This is a genomic window from Undibacterium sp. WLHG33 (genome assembly GCF_049544815.1).
In the GTDB taxonomy this organism is placed as follows: domain Bacteria; phylum Pseudomonadota; class Gammaproteobacteria; order Burkholderiales; family Burkholderiaceae_D; genus Undibacterium.
Map to the genome: position 1 here is coordinate 1,548,198 of NZ_CP186697.1, position 20,643 is coordinate 1,568,840.

The 20,643-nt window shown below is 47.9% G+C and carries 22 protein-coding genes and 1 pseudogene; 20 read left to right on the top strand and 3 right to left on the bottom strand.

Annotation, left to right across the window (positions count from 1 at the left end):
* Positions 1–46: 46 nt before the first annotated feature.
* Together ACOTSW_RS07025 and ACOTSW_RS07030 are read right to left on the bottom strand one after the other, a co-directional pair.
* A complete protein-coding gene (locus ACOTSW_RS07025; RefSeq protein WP_423681840.1) occupies positions 47–799 on the bottom strand; it encodes an SAM-dependent methyltransferase in 753 nt (250 codons plus the stop codon).
* A 283-nt stretch (positions 800–1,082) separates the two neighbouring features.
* The gene (locus tag ACOTSW_RS07030) at positions 1,083–1,700 is read right to left on the bottom strand and encodes a Maf family nucleotide pyrophosphatase (protein WP_423681841.1); all 618 of its coding nucleotides are present in this window, start codon (positions 1,698–1,700) and stop codon (positions 1,083–1,085) included.
* A 183-nt stretch (positions 1,701–1,883) separates the two neighbouring features.
* Here ACOTSW_RS07030 and ACOTSW_RS07035 point away from each other — a divergent pair, with 183 nt between their 5' ends.
* From ACOTSW_RS07035 to ACOTSW_RS07110, 16 genes are all read left to right on the top strand, one after another.
* Positions 1,884–2,408 (top strand): YceD family protein, encoded by a 525-nt coding sequence (locus ACOTSW_RS07035; protein ID WP_423681842.1) that lies wholly within the window; start codon positions 1,884–1,886, stop codon positions 2,406–2,408.
* A 138-nt stretch (positions 2,409–2,546) separates the two neighbouring features.
* Positions 2,547–2,729: a 50S ribosomal protein L32 gene (gene rpmF / locus ACOTSW_RS07040; RefSeq protein WP_162018712.1), complete on the top strand. Its 183-nt coding sequence runs from the start codon at positions 2,547–2,549 to the stop codon at positions 2,727–2,729.
* A 245-nt stretch (positions 2,730–2,974) separates the two neighbouring features.
* On the top strand, positions 2,975–4,045 hold the full coding sequence (gene plsX, locus ACOTSW_RS07045) for a phosphate acyltransferase PlsX (RefSeq protein WP_423681843.1): 1,071 nt from the start codon (positions 2,975–2,977) through the stop codon (positions 4,043–4,045).
* A 4-nt stretch (positions 4,046–4,049) separates the two neighbouring features.
* The gene (locus tag ACOTSW_RS07050) at positions 4,050–5,036 is read left to right on the top strand and encodes a beta-ketoacyl-ACP synthase III (RefSeq protein ID WP_423681844.1); all 987 of its coding nucleotides are present in this window, start codon (positions 4,050–4,052) and stop codon (positions 5,034–5,036) included.
* A 33-nt stretch (positions 5,037–5,069) separates the two neighbouring features.
* Positions 5,070–6,002 carry an ACP S-malonyltransferase gene (gene fabD, locus ACOTSW_RS07055; protein ID WP_423681845.1) on the top strand — a complete coding sequence of 311 codons (933 nt, stop codon included), beginning with the start codon at positions 5,070–5,072 and terminating at the stop codon, positions 6,000–6,002.
* Complete coding sequence (fabG, locus tag ACOTSW_RS07060) at positions 5,999–6,751, top strand: 3-oxoacyl-ACP reductase FabG (RefSeq protein WP_423681846.1); 753 nt, start codon at positions 5,999–6,001, stop codon at positions 6,749–6,751. The genes fabD and fabG overlap by 4 nt, the downstream gene beginning before the upstream one ends.
* 149 nt (positions 6,752–6,900) lie before the next feature.
* Complete coding sequence (acpP, locus tag ACOTSW_RS07065) at positions 6,901–7,140, top strand: acyl carrier protein (protein ID WP_055936274.1); 240 nt, start codon at positions 6,901–6,903, stop codon at positions 7,138–7,140.
* Positions 7,141–7,175: 35 nt separating this feature from the next.
* On the top strand, positions 7,176–8,417 hold the full coding sequence (gene fabF / locus ACOTSW_RS07070; RefSeq protein WP_423681847.1) for a beta-ketoacyl-ACP synthase II: 1,242 nt from the start codon (positions 7,176–7,178) through the stop codon (positions 8,415–8,417).
* Between the two features lie 62 nt (positions 8,418–8,479).
* Positions 8,480–8,962, top strand: coding sequence for a hypothetical protein (locus ACOTSW_RS07075; protein WP_423681848.1), 483 nt, complete (start codon positions 8,480–8,482; stop codon positions 8,960–8,962).
* 94 nt (positions 8,963–9,056) lie between these two features.
* Complete coding sequence (gene rpoE / locus ACOTSW_RS07080; RefSeq protein WP_186885374.1) at positions 9,057–9,659, top strand: RNA polymerase sigma factor RpoE; 603 nt, start codon at positions 9,057–9,059, stop codon at positions 9,657–9,659.
* Between the two features lie 49 nt (positions 9,660–9,708).
* Positions 9,709–10,383 carry a sigma-E factor negative regulatory protein gene (locus ACOTSW_RS07085; protein WP_423681849.1) on the top strand — a complete coding sequence of 225 codons (675 nt, stop codon included), beginning with the start codon at positions 9,709–9,711 and terminating at the stop codon, positions 10,381–10,383.
* A 5-nt stretch (positions 10,384–10,388) separates the two neighbouring features.
* Entirely contained in the window at positions 10,389–11,399 is a 1,011-nt protein-coding gene (locus tag ACOTSW_RS07090; RefSeq protein WP_423681850.1) for a MucB/RseB C-terminal domain-containing protein, read from the top strand.
* A 47-nt stretch (positions 11,400–11,446) separates the two neighbouring features.
* Positions 11,447–12,922, top strand: coding sequence for a DegQ family serine endoprotease (locus ACOTSW_RS07095; protein WP_423681851.1), 1,476 nt, complete (start codon positions 11,447–11,449; stop codon positions 12,920–12,922).
* A gap of 137 nt (positions 12,923–13,059) precedes the next feature.
* The gene (locus ACOTSW_RS07100) at positions 13,060–13,311 is read left to right on the top strand and encodes a glutaredoxin family protein (protein ID WP_423681853.1); all 252 of its coding nucleotides are present in this window, start codon (positions 13,060–13,062) and stop codon (positions 13,309–13,311) included.
* 1 nt (position 13,312) lies between these two features.
* Complete coding sequence (gene rnhB / locus ACOTSW_RS07105) at positions 13,313–13,909, top strand: ribonuclease HII (protein ID WP_423681854.1); 597 nt, start codon at positions 13,313–13,315, stop codon at positions 13,907–13,909.
* Positions 13,906–14,694, top strand: coding sequence for a TrmH family RNA methyltransferase (locus tag ACOTSW_RS07110; protein WP_423681855.1), 789 nt, complete (start codon positions 13,906–13,908; stop codon positions 14,692–14,694). Before rnhB ends, ACOTSW_RS07110 begins: the two co-directional genes overlap by 4 nt.
* Before the next feature lie 65 nt (positions 14,695–14,759).
* Here ACOTSW_RS07110 and ppsR read toward each other — a convergent pair whose 3' ends face one another.
* Positions 14,760–15,608 (bottom strand): posphoenolpyruvate synthetase regulatory kinase/phosphorylase PpsR, encoded by an 849-nt coding sequence (gene ppsR / locus ACOTSW_RS07115; RefSeq protein WP_423681856.1) that lies wholly within the window; start codon positions 15,606–15,608, stop codon positions 14,760–14,762.
* Positions 15,609–15,819: 211 nt separating this feature from the next.
* Here ppsR and ppsA point away from each other — a divergent pair, with 211 nt between their 5' ends.
* From ppsA to ACOTSW_RS07135, 4 genes and pseudogenes are all read left to right on the top strand, one after another.
* Positions 15,820–18,237 carry a phosphoenolpyruvate synthase gene (ppsA, locus tag ACOTSW_RS07120; RefSeq protein ID WP_423681857.1) on the top strand — a complete coding sequence of 806 codons (2,418 nt, stop codon included), beginning with the start codon at positions 15,820–15,822 and terminating at the stop codon, positions 18,235–18,237.
* Between the two features lie 298 nt (positions 18,238–18,535).
* Positions 18,536–18,970 carry an NfeD family protein gene (locus ACOTSW_RS07125; protein ID WP_423681858.1) on the top strand — a complete coding sequence of 145 codons (435 nt, stop codon included), beginning with the start codon at positions 18,536–18,538 and terminating at the stop codon, positions 18,968–18,970.
* Positions 18,971–19,027: 57 nt separating this feature from the next.
* Positions 19,028–19,288 (top strand): annotated as a pseudogene (locus tag ACOTSW_RS07130) (SPFH domain-containing protein); the annotation flags it as partial.
* A 352-nt stretch (positions 19,289–19,640) separates the two neighbouring features.
* Positions 19,641–20,549: a hypothetical protein gene (locus tag ACOTSW_RS07135; protein ID WP_423681860.1), complete on the top strand. Its 909-nt coding sequence runs from the start codon at positions 19,641–19,643 to the stop codon at positions 20,547–20,549.
* The last annotated feature ends 94 nt before the right edge of the window (positions 20,550–20,643 follow it).

A 20,643-nucleotide genomic window follows, 5' to 3' on the forward strand; every position in this document is an offset into this window, starting at 1 on the left:
AGTCTTATCTTAGCGTAAATTCAAAAAATAGACCGGTCGTTCGCAATTAACTGGCAAGGAACAGAAATACCGTCGGTTTTTTGTGGAAATCAGGGGCTTGACCGGCGGCGATGCGCTTTTTCCATTCTGCCGCGGTGCGCGTTTGTATTGATTCGCTTGGCAAGGTCAGATCGGTGGCAACGCAAATCAGGCTCTGTGCCTGACACTGGTTTGCCAGTGCTTCTAGCATGGCAGCGTTGCGATAAGGTGTTTCTATCAGCAATTGCGTTTGCTTTTCTTTGCGCGAACGGTCTTCCAGTTCTTTGATGCGTTTTGCGCGTAACGCGGCATCGGTGGGCAGGTAGCCGTGAAAGGCGAAGCTCTGACCATTCAGGCCGCTGCCCATCAGGGCCAGCAGCAGGGATGACGGCCCGACCAGCGGTCTGACGGTAATGTTGCGCTGGTGCGCCAGCCGTACCAGATTGGCACCGGGATCAGCGACGGCGGGAACGCCTGCCTCAGAAATCAGACCGACATCATGTCCTTGCAGCAGCGGTTGCAGCAGGCCTTCGAGCGCCTGCGCCGGGGTGTTGACGTTGAGTTCGCTGATCTGAATATCCTGCATCGCCAGCTTTAAGGGGTGATGTTGACCGAGAAATTTCAGATAGGCGCGGGTGGTCTTGGCATTCTCCGCAACGAAATGACCGAGTTGTGCAGACATCGCTTGCACGGTATCGGGAATGATTTTCGCCAGCAAGCCGTCTTGCTGACCTTCGTTGTAGCCCAGCGTGTTGGGGATGAGGAATAGTGTGCCTGTCATGGGGAAGTCTTTTAATAGAGCTAAGAAATAAAGCTAAAATAAATTGATATGATTTTTTATGCCGACACAAAACTGTCGCAGCGACGATATGGTTCTTGTTTGTAGTGTTCTGCCGTCGTCGTACTTTACTGAAATATGCTTACTGACGTCATATTTGTGCTTATAAATACTGGGGGGAGTATATTTTTAAGCCATTGATTTACGCTGACGATAAGGCGAAAAAGGCAGATACTCCCCCAATTTTGCTAAAAACTGAACATTTTTCTGAGTGGTCAGCGATTCATTAGCGATAAAACTGAACGCCAGCGTTGCGAAGCATGTCGGTCAGCGCAATCAATGGTAATCCGGTTAATGCGGTCGGGTCATCGCTTTGTATCGACGCTAAGATGCTGATGCCGAGCGCTTCGTTTTTCGCGCTGCCCGCGCAATCGTAGGGCTGCTCTATGCGCAGATAGGCATCGAGTTCAGCGTCCGGTAAGTCGCGGAAGCGCACGACCGTTTGCACGTCGCGCAATTGCACCGCTGGCTGCGCGCCGGAGCGGGTATCCAGCAGGCATAATGCGGTATGAAAAACGACTTCTTTGCCGCGCATGAGTTGCAATTGCTTTAATGCGCTGGCATGATCGCCGGGCTTGCCGATGTGGATGCCATTGAGTGTCGCAACCTGGTCGGAACCTATAATGAGTGCATTTTCTGCGGAATTTGAAGCAGATGATGCTAACTGTCCGGCGATGGCTTCAGCTTTTTGTTGCGCCAGCCGTAGGGCGGTGGCGTCCGGTGTTTCGCTATGGAGCGCGGTTTCATCAATATCCGGCACCATGGTATCGAAGGGGAGTTGAAGCCGTGATAATAATTCGCGGCGATAGGCCGAGCTGGAGGCAAGAATCAGGCGTGGGTTCATCGGGTCAGCTTGAGATTAGGGTCGTGAGTCAGGCCGGGGCCTGGGTATATTCAGGAAATTCAGCGGTTTTCTGCAATATTAATCGCCGGCGTCAGTCGTTTTGATATAAAAATGCCCGTAAGCCTTTGACTAACAAGGCAGAGTGCTGTTATTATCGCAGGTTTTCTGGGTTCAAATAATCCTATGCAAGCTTTTGTGATTGACGCTTTCGCGTATTGTCGGCTCGAAGAGCAACGTTCGGGAAGCATTCTGGTCGCAGATTTACCCCGGCTTTCAGACGAATGTACAAACACCGATGGTGTGTTGAACTGGTCCTTGTCTGGTGGTAAAGACGCACTGGGTCATCCACGGCTGGTGTTGAGTGTAACTGGTAGCGTGAATCTGATGTGCCAGCGCTGTCTGACGCCATTTGCATATGAAATTGACTCTGAATCTGTATTGATACTCGCCAAAAACGAAGAAAATGCTGATGAAATTGACGCATTGCTTGATGATGACGAGGTCGATGTTGTAGTAGGCAGCAAAACGTTTGATGTCAATGATTTGATAGAGGACGAAGCGCTGCTGGCAATACCCCAATCGCCCAAACATGCAGTATGCCCGGATGTATCGATGGCTTCAGCAAATACTACTGCAGCGATGGAAGCGGAAGTCGGCAAAAAAGAATCGCCTTTTGCCGTGCTGAAGAAAATTAATGGGCGTACCTAGTGGCATTATTCTGAAAAAACACTCAGGTCGAAGTATTGTTAGGGATTCTTGGTTGGCGATGTTCGCATTACTATGTGCGCATTCTTTAGCCAGGTGTGTCAATTTTTAGAAACATTTTTTGAAGTATTAGGAGTTATCATGGCAGTTCAGCAAAACAAAAAGTCCCCATCCAAGCGTGGCATGCACCGTTCCCACGATTTTCTGACTGCACCACAGTTAGGTATCGAGCCAACAACAGGTGAGACCCATCTGCGTCACCACATCAGCCCTAACGGCTTTTACCGTGGTCGTAAAGTATTGAAAACTAAGAACGACGAGTAATCTCTGTTCTTGTTAAAGGAAGCGGCGTGACGAGTCTTGTACTTGGCGCCGCTTTTTTTATGCCTGTTTTTCCTCAATTCCGGCGTTCAGATCTGTCTGCGCCCTGATTTTATAAACACGATTCCGGATTCCGGCTGATTTTCTCTGTTTTTTCCTTTTTTATTTCTGAGTGGAAATGGAATTGGCAGAAAATATCTCTCCGTTTGGTACACTAGTCTTTTCGGATCGAAGTTTAGTAACACTACATGACAATAAAAATTTCCATAGACTGTATGGGTGGCGATCACGGCCCGTCAGTTACAGTCGCGGCGGCGGTTGCTTTTGCACATCGAGAACCTGATGTTGAATTTCTGCTGGTCGGGCTTGAATCCGTAATCCATGCAGAGTTAAAAAAACATCACGCTGAACATCATCCACGCATCAAAATAATCCACGCTACTGAAGTGGTGGAGATGGATGACCCCATTGAGATCGCACTGCGCCGTAAAAAAGATTCTTCTATGCGTGTTGCGGTTACCCAGGTCAAAGAAGGGTATGCGCAAGCCTGTGTTTCGGCCGGTAATACCGGCGCTTTGATGGCGGTGTCGCGTTATGTCCTGAAAACCATGCAGAGCGTCGATCGCCCGGCGATCAGTGGCATGTTGCCGAATCAGAAAAACCTGCCGACTTATATGCTGGATCTCGGTGCTAACGTTGATTGCGAACCTTTGCACCTGCATCAGTTCGCGATTATGGGGTCGGCACTGGTATCAGCGCTGGAAGGCAAAGAAAGGCCGAGTATTGGTCTGCTGAATGTCGGTGAAGAAGATATTAAAGGGAACGATGTCGTAAAAAAAACGGCGCAGTTGCTGCGTGCAGATCACGAGCGTGGCCTACTGAATTTTTATGGCAACGTTGAGGGGAATGACATATTCAAAGGCACTACCGACATCGTGGTGTGCGACGGTTTCGTCGGAAATGTGACCTTGAAAGCCGCGGAGGGACTTGGGCGTTTCGTGAAGACGACATTGACTGACTCTTTCAAGAGCAATCCATTGAATATGCTGGGAGCCTTGATTGCGCGGGGGGCTTTAAAGTCAATTTCAAAGACGATGAATCCGTCCAATTACAATGGCGGGTGTTTACTTGGTCTGCGCGGCCTGGTTTTTAAAAGCCACGGCAGTGCAGATAAATATAGCTACGAGTGGGCGATACAGCGCGCATTTGATGCGGCAAAAAATGATGTCCTGACTCGTATTTCTACTTCGATGGCGAAACTCATGCCAGTGGCAGACCTGGCTTCGTCCGAAGATAATAATGACCTGATGGCAAAATAATCGCATGACAATTTTCAGCAAAATCATAGGTACCGGCAGCTATCTGCCGTCAAGAAAAGTCAGTAACCAGGAGTTGGCTGACCAGCTGGCCAAAAAGGGAATAGAAACTTCTGATGAATGGATTGTTTCCCGTAGCGGTATCTCTTTCCGTCATTACGCTGAAGACGGCGTGAAATCCAGTGATCTGGGCGTGAAGGCTGCGGAAAAGGCGCTGGAAGCGGCGAAGTTGTCGCCTAACGACATCGACCTGATTATTCTGGCGACCTCGACTCCTGATTTTATCGGCGGATTTCCCAGTACAGCCTGTGTGGTCCAGAATAAACTGGGGCTGACCAATGGTGCGCCGGCGATGGATATACAAGCTGTCTGCAGCGGTTTTATGTACGGAATGTCTGTTGCTGACAGTATGATTAAATCCGGTACACATAAAAATGTACTGGTCATCGGTGCTGAAGTGTTTTCCCGGATTCTGAATTTTGACGACCGTACTACTTGCGTGTTGTTTGGTGATGGCGCAGGAGCTGTGGTGATGAGCGCCTCAGAAACGCCCGGTGTATTGGCGACCAAGCTGCATGCGGATGGCGGATATGCTGATATTTTATCTGTCCCTGGCACAGTGCAGGATGGTGCGATTGCCGGCAGTGCGTATTTGCAGATGGATGGTCAGGCTGTTTTTAAACTGGCAGTATCTGTTTTAGAAAAAGTGGCAAATGAAGCTCTGGCGCAGGCCGGGCTGGCGGCAGCCGATATCGACTGGATGATTCCGCATCAGGCCAATCTGCGCATCATGCACAGCACAGCAAAGAAAATGCATTTGCCTCTGGAAAAATTGGTGGTGACGGTGGATCAGCACGGCAATACTTCGGCAGCATCCATTCCTCTGGCGCTGGATCTGGCGGTGCGTGACGGCAGGGTCAGACCTGGCCACAAAGTATTATTAGAAGGTGTTGGTGGCGGCTTTACCTGGGGTGCCGCTATTGTTCAGATGTAGTAATCAACATAACCAAAGAGAGACATAGATCATATGACCCAATTTGCATTTGTATTTCCCGGACAGGGTTCACAAGCGATCGGTATGCTGAATGGCTTTGCTGACAATCCTGTAGTCCAGCAAACGATCGCTGAAGCATCTGACGCCTTGCAGTCTGATCTGGGAAAACTGATTTCCGAAGGCCCGAAAGAAGCGCTCGATTTAACGACCAATACACAGCCGGTAATGTTGACTGCTGCGGTTGCCTGCTACCGCGCCTGGATCGCTGCTGGCGGTGCTGTACCTAAATTAGTTGCGGGCCATAGCCTTGGCGAATATTCGGCATTAGTGGCAGCTGGGGTAATTGCATTTAAAGATGCAGTGCCTCTGGTACGTTTCCGTGCACAGGCGATGCAGGATGCGGTGCCTGTTGGTCAGGGTGGCATGGCGGCAATTCTTGGTCTGAGCGACGAGGATGTGATTGCCGCCTGTAATGAGGCGGCTCTGGGTGAAATTGTCGAAGCGGTTAATTTTAATGCACCGGCGCAGGTGGTGATTGCTGGTAGCAAGGCTGCTGTTGAGCGCGCCTGTGAAATTGCAAAGGCAAAAGGTGCCAAGCGCGCGCTGGCATTGCCAGTCTCAGCACCATTTCACTCATCGTTACTGAAACCGGCATCGGACAAGCTGCGTGAATATATGGCTGGAATCACCTTTTCAGCGCCGGCAATTCCTGTCATTAACAACGTTGATGTGGCGATCGTGACAGATCCCGCGCTGATTAAAGATGCTCTGGTTCGCCAGGCCGCCAGCCCTGTTCGTTGGGTGGAAACAATTCAGGCAATTCATGCAAGTGGTATCCGCAATGTCATAGAATGCGGTCCCGGTAAGGTGCTGGCTGGTCTGACCAAGCGTATTAATGCCGAACTGATTGGTGATGCAGTGTACGATCACGTAACACTGGAAAAAGTATTGGAATCTTTAAAATGACACAACAATTAGAAAATCAAGTTGCCCTGGTGACCGGTGCGTCGCGTGGCATTGGTAGGGCGATTGCTATTGCATTGGCGCGTGCCGGAGCGAAGGTGATTGGCACCGCAACGACAGAGTCCGGCGCCGAGGCGATTTCTGCTTATCTTGCAGATGTTGCTCCTGGTGCGGGCAAGGGCGTTGCGTTCAATGTGAATGATGTTGAGCGCTGTACGTCGCTGGTGGATGAAATTCAGAAGGAATATGGCAGTCTGTCGATCCTTGTGAATAATGCCGGTATTACTCAGGATCAGTTAGCGATGCGCATGAAGGAAGAAGATTGGGATAATGTTATCACTACGAATCTGAATTCCGTGGCACGTTTGTCCCGTGCAGTATTGCGCGGCATGATGAAGGCAAAACATGGCCGCATCATTAATATCACCTCGGTAGTCGGCTCGTCCGGCAATCCCGGGCAAATGAATTACGCTGCAGCTAAGGCGGGTGTGGCAGGTATGAGCCGAGCACTGGCTCGCGAAATCGGCAGCCGTAACATTACTGTCAATTGTATTGCGCCGGGTTTTATCGATACCGATATGACAAAGGCTTTAACGGATGAACAAAAAGCAGCAATCCTGTCTCAGATTCCGATGGCTAAACTGGGACGCCCGGAAGATATTGCCGCCGCAACCGTCTTTTTGGCATCGCCAGATGCAGGTTATATCACCGGTACGACCATCCATGTGAATGGCGGGATGTATCTGGCATAATTTATTTGAAGATAGTTAAGGTTAATTTCTGCGAAAATAGCAGGAGTTATTGCTAAAAACCTCGGACTTGCTTTTTTTGCGTACAAACCTGCTAAAATGCGCGCACTTTCTGTAAGCCCTTATTTTTGATTTTTTCACTGGAGATACACATGTCCGATATCGAACAACGCGTTAAGAAAATCGTCGCTGAACAACTGGGCGTCGCTGAAGCTGACATCAAAACTGAATCCTCTTTCGTTGATGATCTGGGTGCTGATTCCCTCGACACAGTTGAACTGGTAATGGCGCTCGAAGACGAATTCGAAATGGAAATCCCTGACGAGCAAGCTGAAAAAATCACTACTGTGCAACAAGCGATTGATTACGCTACTGCACACGTTAAGGCGTAATTCGGTTACCACGTTTTTAAATCCAGGAGAAGCGCTTGAGTCGTACGCTTAAACGTCGTGTCGTTGTAACCGGACTTGGATGTATCTCGCCTATTGGCAATTCGATTGCTACAGCGTGGGATGCTGCAAAAGCCGGCAAATCTGGTATCGCTACGATCACCAAATTTGATGCAACTCCCTTTTCCACGCATTTTGCTGGAGAAGTGAAGGACTTCAATGTCGAGGATTATGTTCCGGCAAAAGAAGCTCGTAACATGGATACTTTCATCCATTTCGGCATTGCCGCGGGGATGCAGGCGTTTCAGGACAGCGGAATCGTTGTTACCGAAGAGAATGCCGAGCGTATCGGTGTGATCGTCGGTTCTGGTATTGGTGGTTTGCCGCTGATCGAAACAACAAAAGAAACCTTAATGGAACGCGGCCCTCGCCGCATCAGTCCATTCTTTGTGCCGGCATCGATTATCAATATGATTTCAGGTAACTTGTCGATCAAATATGGCTTGAAAGGGCCAAATCTGGCGATAGTTACAGCGTGTACAACCGGTCTGCATTGCATAGGCCAGGCGGCACGTATGATTGAATATGGTGATGCTGACGCCATGATTGCTGGTGGTGCAGAGTCAACGATTTCTCCTTTGGGTCTGGGTGGCTTTGCGTCAGCCCGTGCTTTATCTTCCCGAAACGATGATCCGGCTACTGCTTCGCGTCCGTGGGACAAAGACCGTGATGGCTTTGTGCTCGGCGAGGGTGCCGGTGTCATGATGCTGGAAGAATATGAGCATGCAAAGGCGCGCGGTGCAAAAATTTATGCTGAGGTTGTTGGTTTCGGCATGAGCGGTGATGCTTATCACATTACTTCGCCTAGCATGGACGGACCACGTCGCAGTATGGTTAACGCGATGAAAAATGCGGGTATCAATGCGGATCAGATTGATTATCTGAATGCGCATGGAACATCAACTCCGTTAGGTGATAAAAACGAGACGGACGCGATTAAGGCGACTTTTGCAGATCACGCATATAAATTGACGGTGAACTCCACTAAATCGATGACCGGGCACTTGCTCGGTGGCGCCGGTGGTATCGAGTCTGTATTTACAGTATTGGCACTGCATCATCAGGTGTCACCGCCAACAATTAATATTTTCAATCAGGATCCTGAGTGTGACCTCGACTACTGTGCAAATGTAGCAAGGGACATGAAAATTGATTATGCGATGAAGAATTCGTTTGGTTTTGGCGGCACAAACGGAACTCTGATTTTCGCAAAAATATAATTCATCAGCAAATTAAAAAAAGGCACTTTGTTTCTTTGAAATGAAGTGCCTTTTTTATTTATATGACGATATCTCTCAGAGTAACCATTAAACCATCGATATGGCTGAGATATTTGCTTGGCATGATGGTGATACTGGCAAACACAGGCTGGTATATATTTCTGTCAAACAGAGAATTATCGTTTGCCTACCTTTTATCTGCGCTGCTCGGTTTTGCAGTGATGAGCAGTCTTTCGCTGATTATGGTGATCTCGAAAATACCGATTGTCGATCTGAATATATCAAAAACCGGCGAAATTAAACTTGGCATGATGGGACTCGGCGATACCTCTGCACGTGTTAAATTACACCGGAGTTGCATCATTTGGCAGCATGTGATGGCATTAAGTTTTGTTTTTGATAGTGGCAGAATTTACCGCATTCTCGTCTTGCCTGATTCTCTTGACCCATTAGCCTTTCATCGGTTGCGGGTGGCTCTGATATGGATAATCAGACATCAGACTAAGCGTAGTGCTGACAATAATAGCCGGGTGGGGAACTTTTAATCAGGGCTGATACTCTTATTGCCGGATATTTATGCTGGTTGCAGCAGTACAGATTAAACTAAAAATAAGATTAATTAAAAAACAGGATGACTGAGTGACGACAGAGCGCGAGATAGACCAGATATTGGTTGAACGCGTGCAGCGTGGAGATAAAAAGGCATTTGAGCTTCTGGTTTCCAAATATCAACGGAAACTAATGCGGCTCGTGTCTCGTCTCATCTATGATCAGGCTGAGGCTGAAGATGTCGTGCAGGAGGCATTTATAAAAGCTTATCGGGCTTTACCCAATTTCAGAGGCGATTCGGCCTTCTATACATGGCTTTACCGTATCGGTATCAACACTGCAAAAAATTACCTGGTTACGCAGGGGCGCAGGGCACCGACCTCAACCGATGCCGATGTCGATGAGGCTGAAACTTTTGTTGATGCTGACGGACTAAGAGATATCAATACGCCGGAATCATTGTTGGCAAGTAAACAGATTGCAGAAACGGTGAATGCTGCGATGTCTTCTTTGCCGGAAGAATTGAGAAATGCGATTACCTTAAGAGAGATCGAGGGATTGAGTTACGATGAAATTGCCGATGTCATGTTGTGCCCGATTGGCACTGTGCGTAGCAGAATATTCCGTGCACGCGAGGCAATTGCGGAACGGTTGAGGCCGATTTTGGGAACCAATCTGGATCAGCGTTGGTGATCTGATAGCAGAAAATGAATTGAACAGGCGTGACTTAAGTAGAACTATGATGACTGAAACCAGTAAAAACGAAAACATATCAGCATTGCTTGATGGCGAGATAGATAATGCCGCTCTGGATGCAATATTTGCCGATCTGGATTCGACTGAAAGCAAAGATACATGGGAACTTTATCACCGGATAGGTGATGTCCTGCGCTCAGATGATCTTGCTACTCCGTTAAGCACCGATTTTAATCAGCGTTTTGCTGCTCGTTTTGCCAGTGAACCTGTTATTCTGATGCCGAAAATGCACGTCAGGAATGAAGCGAAAGAGTCGGATAAACCGCAGTATCTGCGTTCGTATATGTCCGTTGCAACCGCAGCTGTCGCCGCGTTGTTTGCCTTCGTATTTTTGCCGCAGTGGCTGCAGTTAAATCAGACGCAGATGCAGACAGTGCAAATGTCTGGGGCGGCCGCGCCGGTATCAGCAAATAAACTGCAACTGGCATCAGCATCAGTCACTGCCGATCTGCCAGCACAGGCGCAAAATGGTGCGCAAATCGGACCGTCGGCGGATCTCCCGAAATCAGTGAACGAACCCCAAGGGACGCAGATAGAAATGTTGCGTGACCCGAGAATTGATAGTTATCTGATTGCACATCAGAAGTTTTCTCCGGCGATCAGTGCGGGCACACAGTACGTAACACGGGCAAACGCAGTTTCCAGCCCAGCGGAGAAGTAAGGATTATGTTGTTTTATCGTTTCCGAAGTGCAGTTTTACTATTAAGTCTGTGTGTCATTGGCCGCTCGGGTTATGCGGCATCGCCGTCGCTGACAGAGGATCAGAAGGCTGCACAGGAAGTATTAAAGAAAATTCAAGACTCAGCTCAGAATCTGAATTATTCAGGTACATTTGTCTACCAGCAAGCGAGTCAGATCAGAACCTCCAAGATCACACATTATGTGGATCAGCAGGGGGAGCTGGAAAAGCTGGAAATCCTGGATGGCAAGCCGCGGGAATATATCCGTAAAGGTGACGAGGTATCCTGTTATCTGCCAGACAGCAAAACAATTCAGATTGAAAAAAACGTCACACAAGAGGTTTTCCCTGCCTTGCTGACTCAGAATGCATACTCATTACCTGAGAACTACTCCATAAAAAAGGCTGATCTGAACCGCGTTGCAGGACTGGTATGTCAGACTTATTTATTGCAGCCGAAAGATGCTTATCGTTACGGATATCGTCTTTGTGCCGAAAAGCAGACCGGATTATTGTTGCGTGCTCAGACTGTGAACTCCAAAAATGAAGTGATTGAGCAGATTGCTTTTACAGAGTTGAAGCTGAACGACATTGATAAAAATAAATTAAAGCCCAGTTTTCAAAATATCTCACGCTGGCATATTGAAAACTTAACGGTGCAATCCAATATCGATTCCGGCTGGAGCGTCAGATCACTACCGGCAGGATTCCGGAAAATCAAAGAAATGAAGCGGGTGATACCTGCCCCTCCTGCGTCGGCGGGGGGGAAGTCAGGCGTCTCGCATCAGGTCATACAAATGATATTTTCTGATGGCCTGGCAGCGATTTCCGTATTTATCGAGCCTGATAGTGAGAACCGTACTGAAGGTAGTTTACAGCAGGGTGCAATGACGATCATGGGAAAGCGGCAGGGAGCGTACTGGCTGACTGTCGTTGGTGAAGTTCCTGTGGCAGCGATTCAAAAAGTGATGAATTCGATTGAGTTTAAGTCTAAGTAAAAATCTAAGTGATAACCTGAGTGATAACTTAAGTAAGTGAGTGACCCATGAAAACGAAAAAACTTTTTCCCTTAGAAAAAATGATTACCACGATAGCGCTCAGTGCCTGCGTGGGTTTTGTGGCGCCAGCAGCGGTGAATGCTTTGCCTGTCGCACAGGCAGCTCCTGCAGTCACAGGTTTACCTGATTTCACTGAATTAGTCGAAAAGACCGGACCTGCAGTCGTCAATATCCGTACAACCGAAAAGCTGCAACAGGCTCAGGGCATGAATGGAATTGAGGATGAGCAGATGCAGGAATTCTTCCGCCGCTTCTTTGGTATGCCAATTCCAAAACAGGCACCGGTACCACGAGGACGTAAACACGCTCCTCAGCAGGAGGAGGAAGTTCCTCGCGGCGTTGGCTCCGGCTTTATCATTTCTCAGGACGGTTACATACTGACGAATGCGCATGTGATTGACGGTGCTACCGATGTCTACGTTAAATTGACAGATAAGCGTGAATTCAAGGCAAAAGTCATTGGCAGCGATAAGCGTACCGACGTCGCCGTATTGAAAATTGAAGGAACGAAGTTGCCGAAACTGACGATCGGCGATTCGGACAAAATCAAAGCGGGTGAATGGGTCATTGCCATCGGTTCTCCTTTTGACCTGGACAATACAGTAACTGCTGGCATTATTTCGGCAAAGGCTAGGGACACTGGCGATTACCTACCATTAATCCAGACCGACGTTGCAGTGAATCCCGGTAACTCAGGTGGTCCGCTGATTAATATGCGCGGCGAGGTTGTTGGTATCAATTCACAGATTTACAGCCGTTCCGGCGGTTACATGGGGATCTCGTTTGCGATTCCGATTGATGAGGCAATGCGCGTCGCTGATCAGTTGAAAGGCAGTGGCAAAGTCACCCGTGGCCGCATCGGTGTGCAGATAGGTGAAGTTTCTAAAGATGTGGCCGATTCCATCGGCTTGCAGAAAGCACAGGGTGCTCTTGTGGTCAGAATCGAATCTGGGACACCCGCTGAAAAAGCAGGATTGCAGGACGGCGATGTGATTTTGAAATTCAATGGACAATCGATAGAAAAATCCACTGATCTGCCACGTATTGTAGGCTCGACGAAACCAGGTTCGAAAGCGACAATGACCGTCTGGAGAAAAGGCGCAATTCGGGAAATGACAATCACTGTTGCTGAAATGGAGCAGGATAAAGTTGCTCAGAAAGCTGATAAAAAAGCGAAGAAAGAGCAAATCAATTTCCTTGGACTCGCCGTTGGTGATTTGAGTGATGCTCAGAAAAAAGAATTGCCTGCGGGTGGCGTTGTGATCGAAGCGGCGGAGGGCGCTGCGGCCGCGGCTGGTCTGATGCAGGGAGATATTATTCTGACGTTGAACAATGTTGACGTGAAAGATGCAAAACAATTCGCCAGCATGGTGGCAAAACTGGACAATAAAAAAACCGCTGTTGTTCTGGTTCGTCGTGAAAATATCTCGCAGTTCATCCCTATTAAGCCACAAGTGAAGTAATCCAGCCGCTTAAAACCGGTCAGTCAAAAAAAGCTGCTCTCTTAAACGAGCAGCTTTTTTTATAAAAATAGACCGTGTTTTTATGGTTTGCACGGTACTGGACTTATAATGCGCTACCTTATTTATGTCCTGAATTTATGATCGCTTTCACATTGTATTCACGGAGTTACTGCCATCTTTGTGATGACATGCTGGAGCAATTGCAGGCATACCCTGCGGCATCCCCGTTTACTGTTGAAGTCATTGATGTGGATGCCGATGCGGAATTGCTTGCGTTGTATGATGAGTTGGTGCCGGTATTGATTGGTAAAAAAGATGGTCATCCGGCACAAGAGATTTGTCATTACTTTTTAGACCGGAATGCTTTAGGGGCATTTTTTCAGGCTTGATATGCAAGAAAGTTTAGATTTGTTTGTATATGACGGTGAGTTGATATGCGGAGTCGATGAAGCAGGGCGAGGGCCGTTGGCTGGTCCCGTTACGGCGGCTGCAGTGATTCTCGATCCCGATCATCCGATTGAAGGTTTACGTGACTCGAAAAAGCTCAGCGAGACAAGGCGGGATGCGCTCGCTGAAGAAATCAAAAAATATGCGCTGGCGTGGTCAGTCGCCGAATGCTCGGTGCAGGAAATTGATGATTTAAATATTTTGCAGGCAACCATGCTTGCCATGCGCCGTGCGGTTGAAGGTCTGGCCATCACACCGACACTTGCGCTCATTGACGGTAACCGTTGCCCCGTAATGCCAGTCAGATCCGAGGCGATCGTGAAGGGCGACGATAAGGTGGCTGCAATTTCTGCGGCCTCGATACTTGCAAAGACGGCGCGCGATCATGTTCTGTACCAATTGCATCTGGCTTACCCACAGTATGCGCTGGATCAGCATAAAGGTTACCCGACCGCATTACATCTTGAACGATTACGAGAACATGGTGTTGCACCGATTCACCGTAAATCCTATGCGCCTGTGAAGGCTTTATTGAAATGAAACAAATTACTTCGCGCGAAAATTCTCTGTATAAAGAATTGAAATTATTAGCGACCAGTTCTCAGGTCAGACGCAAAGCCGGGCGTACTTTGCTTGACGGCGTACATCTGTGTGAAGCCTACAAACAGCATCTTGGCGCGCCTGAGTTGTGTATCGTTTCTGAGGCAGCATTAGGCGACCCCGAAGTGTATCAATTACTTGAAGCGTGCGAATCAGCGCACATTCAGTGCATCAGTTTGCCGGCTAATCTATATCAGGCGATCAGTCAGGTTGAACATGGGGTCGGGATTATGTTCATTATTAGTACGCCGAGCCCAGTGTTGCCAGCGCTCATTCAGGAGAATTCAGTTGCGCTTGATGGTTTGCAAGACCCGGGAAATATGGGGTCGATTTTACGGAGTGCCGCTGCTGCCGGAATTAAAAATATTTTTTGTAGTTCCGGCACTGTATTTGCATGGTCGCCGAAAGTGATGCGTGCAGGTATGGGGGCACATTTTTTATTAAATATTTTTGAAAATGTCGATCTCAATGCAGTTTTGAGAAATACTGCTATTCCTGTTCTTGGCACGAGTTCGCATACAGAAACCACGATTTATCAGGCAGACCTTGCGCAACCGCTGATCTGGTTGTTCGGACATGAGGGGCAGGGTGTTTCCGATAGCCTGATGGCTCTGGCAGACATGACTGTCACCATTCCACAGCAAGCCGCCATCGAGTCATTAAACGTTGCCGCGAGTGCTGCTGTCTGTTTTTTTGAGCAGGTACGCCAACAATCTTTCCGCTGATATAAATGTCCCAGCTGACAGTCGGGACATTGCAGACATACGACCGGGGGCGATCCCACGAGTCATTAATACAATTTATTATCCCCTTTAATTTCCTGCAAAATAGTCGTCGAGATTTCTTCAATAGACTTGGTTGTTGAAGAAAGCCAGCGTATGCCTTCGCGTTTCATCATCGCTTCAGCTTCGTTGACTTCGTAGCGGCAATTTTCCAGCGACGCATATTTACTTCCTGGCCTGCGCTCATTCCGAATTTCAGACAGTCGTTCAGGAGAGATACTGAGTCCGAATAATTTATGACGGAATTCCGGAAGCGCACCAGGCATTTTCCCTCGTTCAAAGTCATCGGGTATCAGAGGGTAATTTGCAGCCTTGATACCGTACTGCATCGCCAGATATAAACTGGTCGGCGTCTTACCCGAACGTGACACACCGACCAGAATCACATCGGCAGCGGCCAGGTTTTTGTGTGATTGACCATCGTCGTGGGTGAGTGAAAAATTAATCGCTTCTATGCGATTCTTGTATTCTTCCGAGTCTGTAATGTTATGGCTGCGGCCTATCGTATGCGTGGATTTCACCCCTAATTCCTGCTCCAGAGGGGAAACAAAGGTTTGAATTAAATCCATATGTAAACCTTTGGATTTAAATATGATGTTGGCAAGTTCCTTTTTGACCAGCGTGGAAAATACGATAGGCCGATTGCCATCCAGTGTGTATGCATCATTGATCCGGCGTACTGCATCATGCGCTTTATCAACACTGTCAACGAATGGCAGGCGGATCTGACGAAATTTGAGGTCAAACTGGGTTAAAACAGAATGCCCGAATGCTTCGGCGGTAATTCCTGTTCCGTCGGAAATGAAGTAAACAGTGCGGTTTGCCGGTGGTAAATTCGGGTTGGAGAAATCAGGCATAGGGGTGATCTTGGTAGTTTTAGTAAAATTTGGACATAAGGATCGAACAAAAAAGTAGGCAATTTATTTCGCCATACCGCTCAATTTTGCGAGACACAATGTAAAATGCGTTAACAGGATATGAAAAGCCGCTAGCCCCAAGAATAACAAAAATCTGCCCAGCGACGAAGCAGTACTTAGCAAGGATTTCTTACCATCAAAAGAGGTTGTTATGTCCAACGCAGCAAATACCGAGGCAACTTACGTTGCTTCGTTTGAGCATTTACGAATGACGGATGTCGAATCCGTCGGCGGAAAAAATGCATCTTTAGGCGAAATGATCAGCCAGCTGGCTTCTGCAGGTGTCCGGGTTCCGGGTGGTTTTGCGACCACAGCGCAAGCGTTTCGTGATTTTTTATCTTATTCAGTCGATGGCGGGCGCTCGCTCGGAGAACGTATCGCTGACCGTCTTGAACATCTCGATATTGATGATGTGAAAGAACTGGCAAAAGCGGGTGCAGAGATTCGTCAATGGATTACGGAAACGCCTTTTCAGCCACGTTTGCAAAAAGAGATAGAAGAATTTTACAACCGTCTGGTTGCTGATTCGACTGCAGAAATGTCTTTCGCTGTGCGTTCTTCCGCGACAGCGGAAGATTTGCCGGATGCTTCTTTCGCCGGTCAGCAAGAGACTTTCCTGAATGTGGTCGGTATCGATAATGTGCTGGAAGCGATGAAACATGTATTTGCCTCCTTGTACAATGACCGCGCGATTTCCTACCGTGTCCATAAAGGTTTCACACATGCAGAGGTTGCGCTGTCGGCAGGTGTGCAGCGCATGGTTCGTTCCGATCTTGGTGCTTCTGGCGTGATGTTTACGATCGATACCGAATCTGGTTTTGAAGATGTGGTATTCATCACCTCTAGCTATGGCTTGGGTGAGACCGTGGTGCAGGGGGCCGTGAATCCGGATGAATTCTATGTGCACAAACCAATGTTGGAGCAAGGTAAGTTGCCGGTGATCCGCCGCAATATCGGTTCCAAGCTGATCAAAATGGAGTTCACCGGCGAAGCCAAAGCAGGTCGCTCGGTCAAGACTGTGGATGTTCCTGTCGAAATGCGTAATCGTTATTCATTGAACGATACCGAAGTCGTTGAACTGGCGAAGTATGCGGTGATTATCGAGAAACATTACGGCCGTCCTATGGATATCGAATGGGGCAAAGATGGTCGTGACGGTAAGTTGTATATCCTGCAGGCACGCCCTGAGACAGTCAAATCGCAGCAAAACGCGAGCGATGCGCAGCAGCGTTTCAAACTCAAAGGCACAGGTACTGTACTGACGTCCGGTCGTGCGATTGGTCAGAAAATCGGCGCGGGTCGTGTGCGCGTGATTCATGATCCTTCTGAAATGGAACGCGTACAGCCGGGCGATGTTCTGGTTGCGGATATGACTGATCCTAACTGGGAACCGGTCATGAAACGCGCTTCTGCAATTGTGACGAATCGTGGTGGTCGTACCTGCCATGCGGCGATTATTGCTCGCGAACTGGGCGTACCAGCGGTGGTTGGTTGCGGTCACGCGACCGATGTACTGAAAGACGGTACATTAGTCACGGTATCCTGCGCAGAAGGTGACGAAGGTAAGATCTATGACGGCTTACTGGAAACTGAAGTAACGGAAGAATTGCGTGGCGATCTGCCTAAACTGCCGTTGAAAATCATGCTCAATGTCGGTAACCCGCAGCTGGCGTTTGATTTCCAGTCGGTGCCGAATGATGGTGTTGGTCTGGCTCGTCTGGAATTCATCATTAACAATAATATCGGTGTCCATCCGAAAGCGATTCTGGAATATCCGAATATTGACGCTGATTTGAAAAAAGCCGTTGAATCTGTGGCGCGCGGTCACGCATCGCCAAGAGCGTTTTATGTCGATAAACTGGCAGAAGGTGTTGCAACCATTGCGGCCGCATTCTGGCCGAAAAAAGTCATCGTTCGCTTGTCCGACTTCAAATCCAATGAGTACAAAAAGCTGATTGGTGGCTCTCGCTACGAACCTGATGAAGAAAATCCAATGTTAGGTTTCCGCGGTGCTGCGCGTTATCTGGCTTCCGACTTCCATGAATCATTCGAGATGGAATGTCAGGCAATGAAGCGTGTGCGCAATGATATGGGGCTGACTAATGTCGAAATCATGGTGCCATTTGTACGGACGCTGGGGCAGGCAGAGAAAGTCGTGAATCTGCTTGCGAAAAACGGACTGAAACGTGGTGAAAATGGCTTACGTCTGATCATGATGTGTGAAGTCCCTTCCAATGCGATTCTGGCAGAAGAATTCCTTGAATTCTTTGACGGCTTCTCTGTCGGTTCGAATGATCTGACTCAACTCACACTGGGTCTGGATCGCGATTCCGGTCTTGAGTTACTGGCAGCGGATTTCGATGAACGCGATCTTGCTGTCCGTGCTTTGCTGTCGAAAGCGATTGCAGCCTGCCGTAAGCTGAATAAGTATGTGGGTATTTGTGGTCAGGGACCATCCGATCATCCGGATTTCGCTGAATGGCTCATGAAAGAAGGCATAGAGTCGATTTCTCTGAATCCGGATTCCGTCGTTGATACCTGGCAAAAACTGGCAGCGGTGACCAAGTAAATTTTTCTGATTTTCGTTGCTGAAACGCGAGATGAACAGTGATGTTCTCTCGCGTTTTTTCGTGTTGCCCTTTGTTTGTCTTTGACTGAACCCTGATGCATCACAGGCTGGATAAATACAATGAATCAACTTCGCACTGATCTTTAAAAAAGCCCTTGCCATCGTCTGCCTGCAAGGGCTTTTTTTTATGGGTAAATTATCATGTATATTACCGATGTTTCTTTTATTGTATTAAATCACAATGCAATGCCTTAACAGAACAGCAATCACTTTCGAATAAAAAAGGAGATAAGAAAAAATGAATCCATGGATGATGTGGGCCGTCATTGCCGGACTGGTCGTCATACTTGAATTATTTACCGGCACTTTTTATCTGCTGATGATTTCTGTCGGGCTGGCAGCAGGTGCAATTGCTGCTGTTTTCACACTGTCAACGTCATCGCAGATGATAATCGCTGCGCTGGTAGGCAGCCTGGCGACACTGGCATTACACAACAGCAAATACGGCTGGAAAGGAAACAAGAATGCTGCGCACGATCCGAACGTGAATATGGATATTGGCCAGACATTGCAGGTGCAGGACTGGCAGGATCAGGGAAATGGCAAGTACACAGCGCGCGCGATGTATCGTGGTGCAATGTGGGATGTGGAGTTGCAGCACTCTGCTGGTTATCCTGGGATGTATGTGATTGACGAAGTGCAGGGTAGTCGTCTGATAGTGAAGCCTGCGTAAGCAGTGCAGAAATTACAGACTTTTTTAGTGAATTTTTAATAAAAATAAGGTGACTCTATGGAAATAGGTAGCGTAGCTCTGGTGCTGTTGGTGCTGGCGATTGTGTTTGTGATCAAAACAATTAATGTTGTGCCCCAGCAGCACGCATGGGTGGTCGAACGTTTGGGTAAATATCACACTACGCTGGGGCCGGGGCTGAATATCGTCGTGCCTTTCATTGATCGCATTGCGTATAAACACGTACTCAAAGAAATCCCGCTGGATGTGCCACCGCAAGTGTGTATCACCAAAGACAATACACAGTTGCAGGTCGATGGGACGTGTAAGAAATTCTGTGTGTGCGGGGCCGGGTTTTAGTTAATCGCGTTGGTGAAGCGTTCGCCAAACATGATGGCAAACTGATTGGCCGCCAGCTTCCAAGTGCGCTATGATCTGTGTCTCTGTAAATCTGCTCTTACGCATTTCTGTTCTCCCTTGGCATATAAGTTTGCCTCAAGAACTCTAGTTATGCATGGCTTGATTTTACGGGAGGGTTACAGGATCTGTTAATACCAGTTATATTTATGGCACTCCTTTAAGTCAAGACAGGCTCGAAAGCCTAATTTTACTTGTCGAAGAAAACATCGAAAGCGAAAAAAGGAAGAAAGATAAAAATAAAAAGCCGGCGATTTTGAATTTGCCTAAAAATGCCACTCGTAATGAAGTGAACAATGCTCGAATAACTCAAGCCGTCAAGCAGGGAAGTGCTGTCTACCTCCCGCTCTGGAGTGAAGGGTGCCGTGGTATTCCTAGTTCATTCTTGCGATCTGCTCTTTTTTCAACAGAAGATGGAGTGCAGCAAAGGAAAGATTCGTCTGGTGTCCGCGAAATAAATAAATCTTGCACTGAAGTAAAATTGGCATCTCTCGGGAACATTAGCATCGTTCTGACTGGCGCTCACTTGTGTCAAAAAGACCGCCAAGTGTTTTCAACTTGCCTCGACTACTACCGCGAGCGCCCTCTGGCTGCGGTGGGGTCTAACGATTTCGTCAGGACCACTTTCTACGAGTTCTGCAAGAGGACGGGTGTCAGCTATGGTGTCAATCCCCACAAATCCATTCTTGCAAGCTTGCTTCGTCTTCAATGTGTAAGGCTGAGTGTGAGACATGATCATTGGAACTTCAGCGGTTCAATGCTGGAAGTAAAGTTCGGTGATAACGACGAGGAACGCAAGGGCAGTGATGAATTGTGCATTCAAGTTAGCGAAAATATTGCTGAATTGTTTGGTGTTGGTGCTTGGACCGCTGTCGATATGAAAACAGCCTCATATCGTGGGCTTTTGGGGTGGACTGCCAATTTTTATGCTAGCCACTCTGACAGAAATTATGAGTATAGTTTTGATTATCTCCAAGAACTTGCTGGATATACAGGAACGAAACACAACTTTAAACAAGGTATTTGCAGCGCTTTGGATAAACTGAAAAATGATACCGTCGCTGAAAAAGCTCGTATCTACTCTTACGAATACTCTGAAGACAACAAGAAAATTCGCGTACATAAAAAAGACAAGACTTCGTCAGCCAAAAAGAAGAGTGCGTGACTGAACCTTGCGCAGCCATCAGGATGCCAGGGAGTTGCAGTGTAACCTGTCGCCAAATCATTAATCGACTTTTGGTAGGGGAGTGGAATGAAAC

Coding starts and splice junctions, on each gene's coding strand:
- ACOTSW_RS07025 (WP_423681840.1), bottom strand. CDS start 799: ATGACAGGCACACTATTCCTCATCCCCAACACGCTGGGCTACAACGAA.
- ACOTSW_RS07030 (WP_423681841.1), bottom strand. CDS start 1,700: ATGAACCCACGCCTGATTCTTGCCTCCAGCTCGGCCTATCGCCGCGAA.
- ACOTSW_RS07035 (WP_423681842.1), top strand. CDS start 1,884: ATGCAAGCTTTTGTGATTGACGCTTTCGCGTATTGTCGGCTCGAAGAG.
- rpmF (WP_162018712.1), top strand. CDS start 2,547: ATGGCAGTTCAGCAAAACAAAAAGTCCCCATCCAAGCGTGGCATGCAC.
- plsX (WP_423681843.1), top strand. CDS start 2,975: ATGACAATAAAAATTTCCATAGACTGTATGGGTGGCGATCACGGCCCG.
- ACOTSW_RS07050 (WP_423681844.1), top strand. CDS start 4,050: ATGACAATTTTCAGCAAAATCATAGGTACCGGCAGCTATCTGCCGTCA.
- fabD (WP_423681845.1), top strand. CDS start 5,070: ATGACCCAATTTGCATTTGTATTTCCCGGACAGGGTTCACAAGCGATC.
- fabG (WP_423681846.1), top strand. CDS start 5,999: ATGACACAACAATTAGAAAATCAAGTTGCCCTGGTGACCGGTGCGTCG.
- acpP (WP_055936274.1), top strand. CDS start 6,901: ATGTCCGATATCGAACAACGCGTTAAGAAAATCGTCGCTGAACAACTG.
- ACOTSW_RS07075 (WP_423681848.1), top strand. CDS start 8,480: ATGACGATATCTCTCAGAGTAACCATTAAACCATCGATATGGCTGAGA.
- ACOTSW_RS07085 (WP_423681849.1), top strand. CDS start 9,709: ATGACTGAAACCAGTAAAAACGAAAACATATCAGCATTGCTTGATGGC.
- ACOTSW_RS07090 (WP_423681850.1), top strand. CDS start 10,389: ATGTTGTTTTATCGTTTCCGAAGTGCAGTTTTACTATTAAGTCTGTGT.
- ACOTSW_RS07095 (WP_423681851.1), top strand. CDS start 11,447: ATGAAAACGAAAAAACTTTTTCCCTTAGAAAAAATGATTACCACGATA.
- ACOTSW_RS07100 (WP_423681853.1), top strand. CDS start 13,060: ATGATCGCTTTCACATTGTATTCACGGAGTTACTGCCATCTTTGTGAT.
- rnhB (WP_423681854.1), top strand. CDS start 13,313: ATGCAAGAAAGTTTAGATTTGTTTGTATATGACGGTGAGTTGATATGC.
- ACOTSW_RS07110 (WP_423681855.1), top strand. CDS start 13,906: ATGAAACAAATTACTTCGCGCGAAAATTCTCTGTATAAAGAATTGAAA.
- ppsR (WP_423681856.1), bottom strand. CDS start 15,608: ATGCCTGATTTCTCCAACCCGAATTTACCACCGGCAAACCGCACTGTT.
- ppsA (WP_423681857.1), top strand. CDS start 15,820: ATGTCCAACGCAGCAAATACCGAGGCAACTTACGTTGCTTCGTTTGAG.
- ACOTSW_RS07125 (WP_423681858.1), top strand. CDS start 18,536: ATGAATCCATGGATGATGTGGGCCGTCATTGCCGGACTGGTCGTCATA.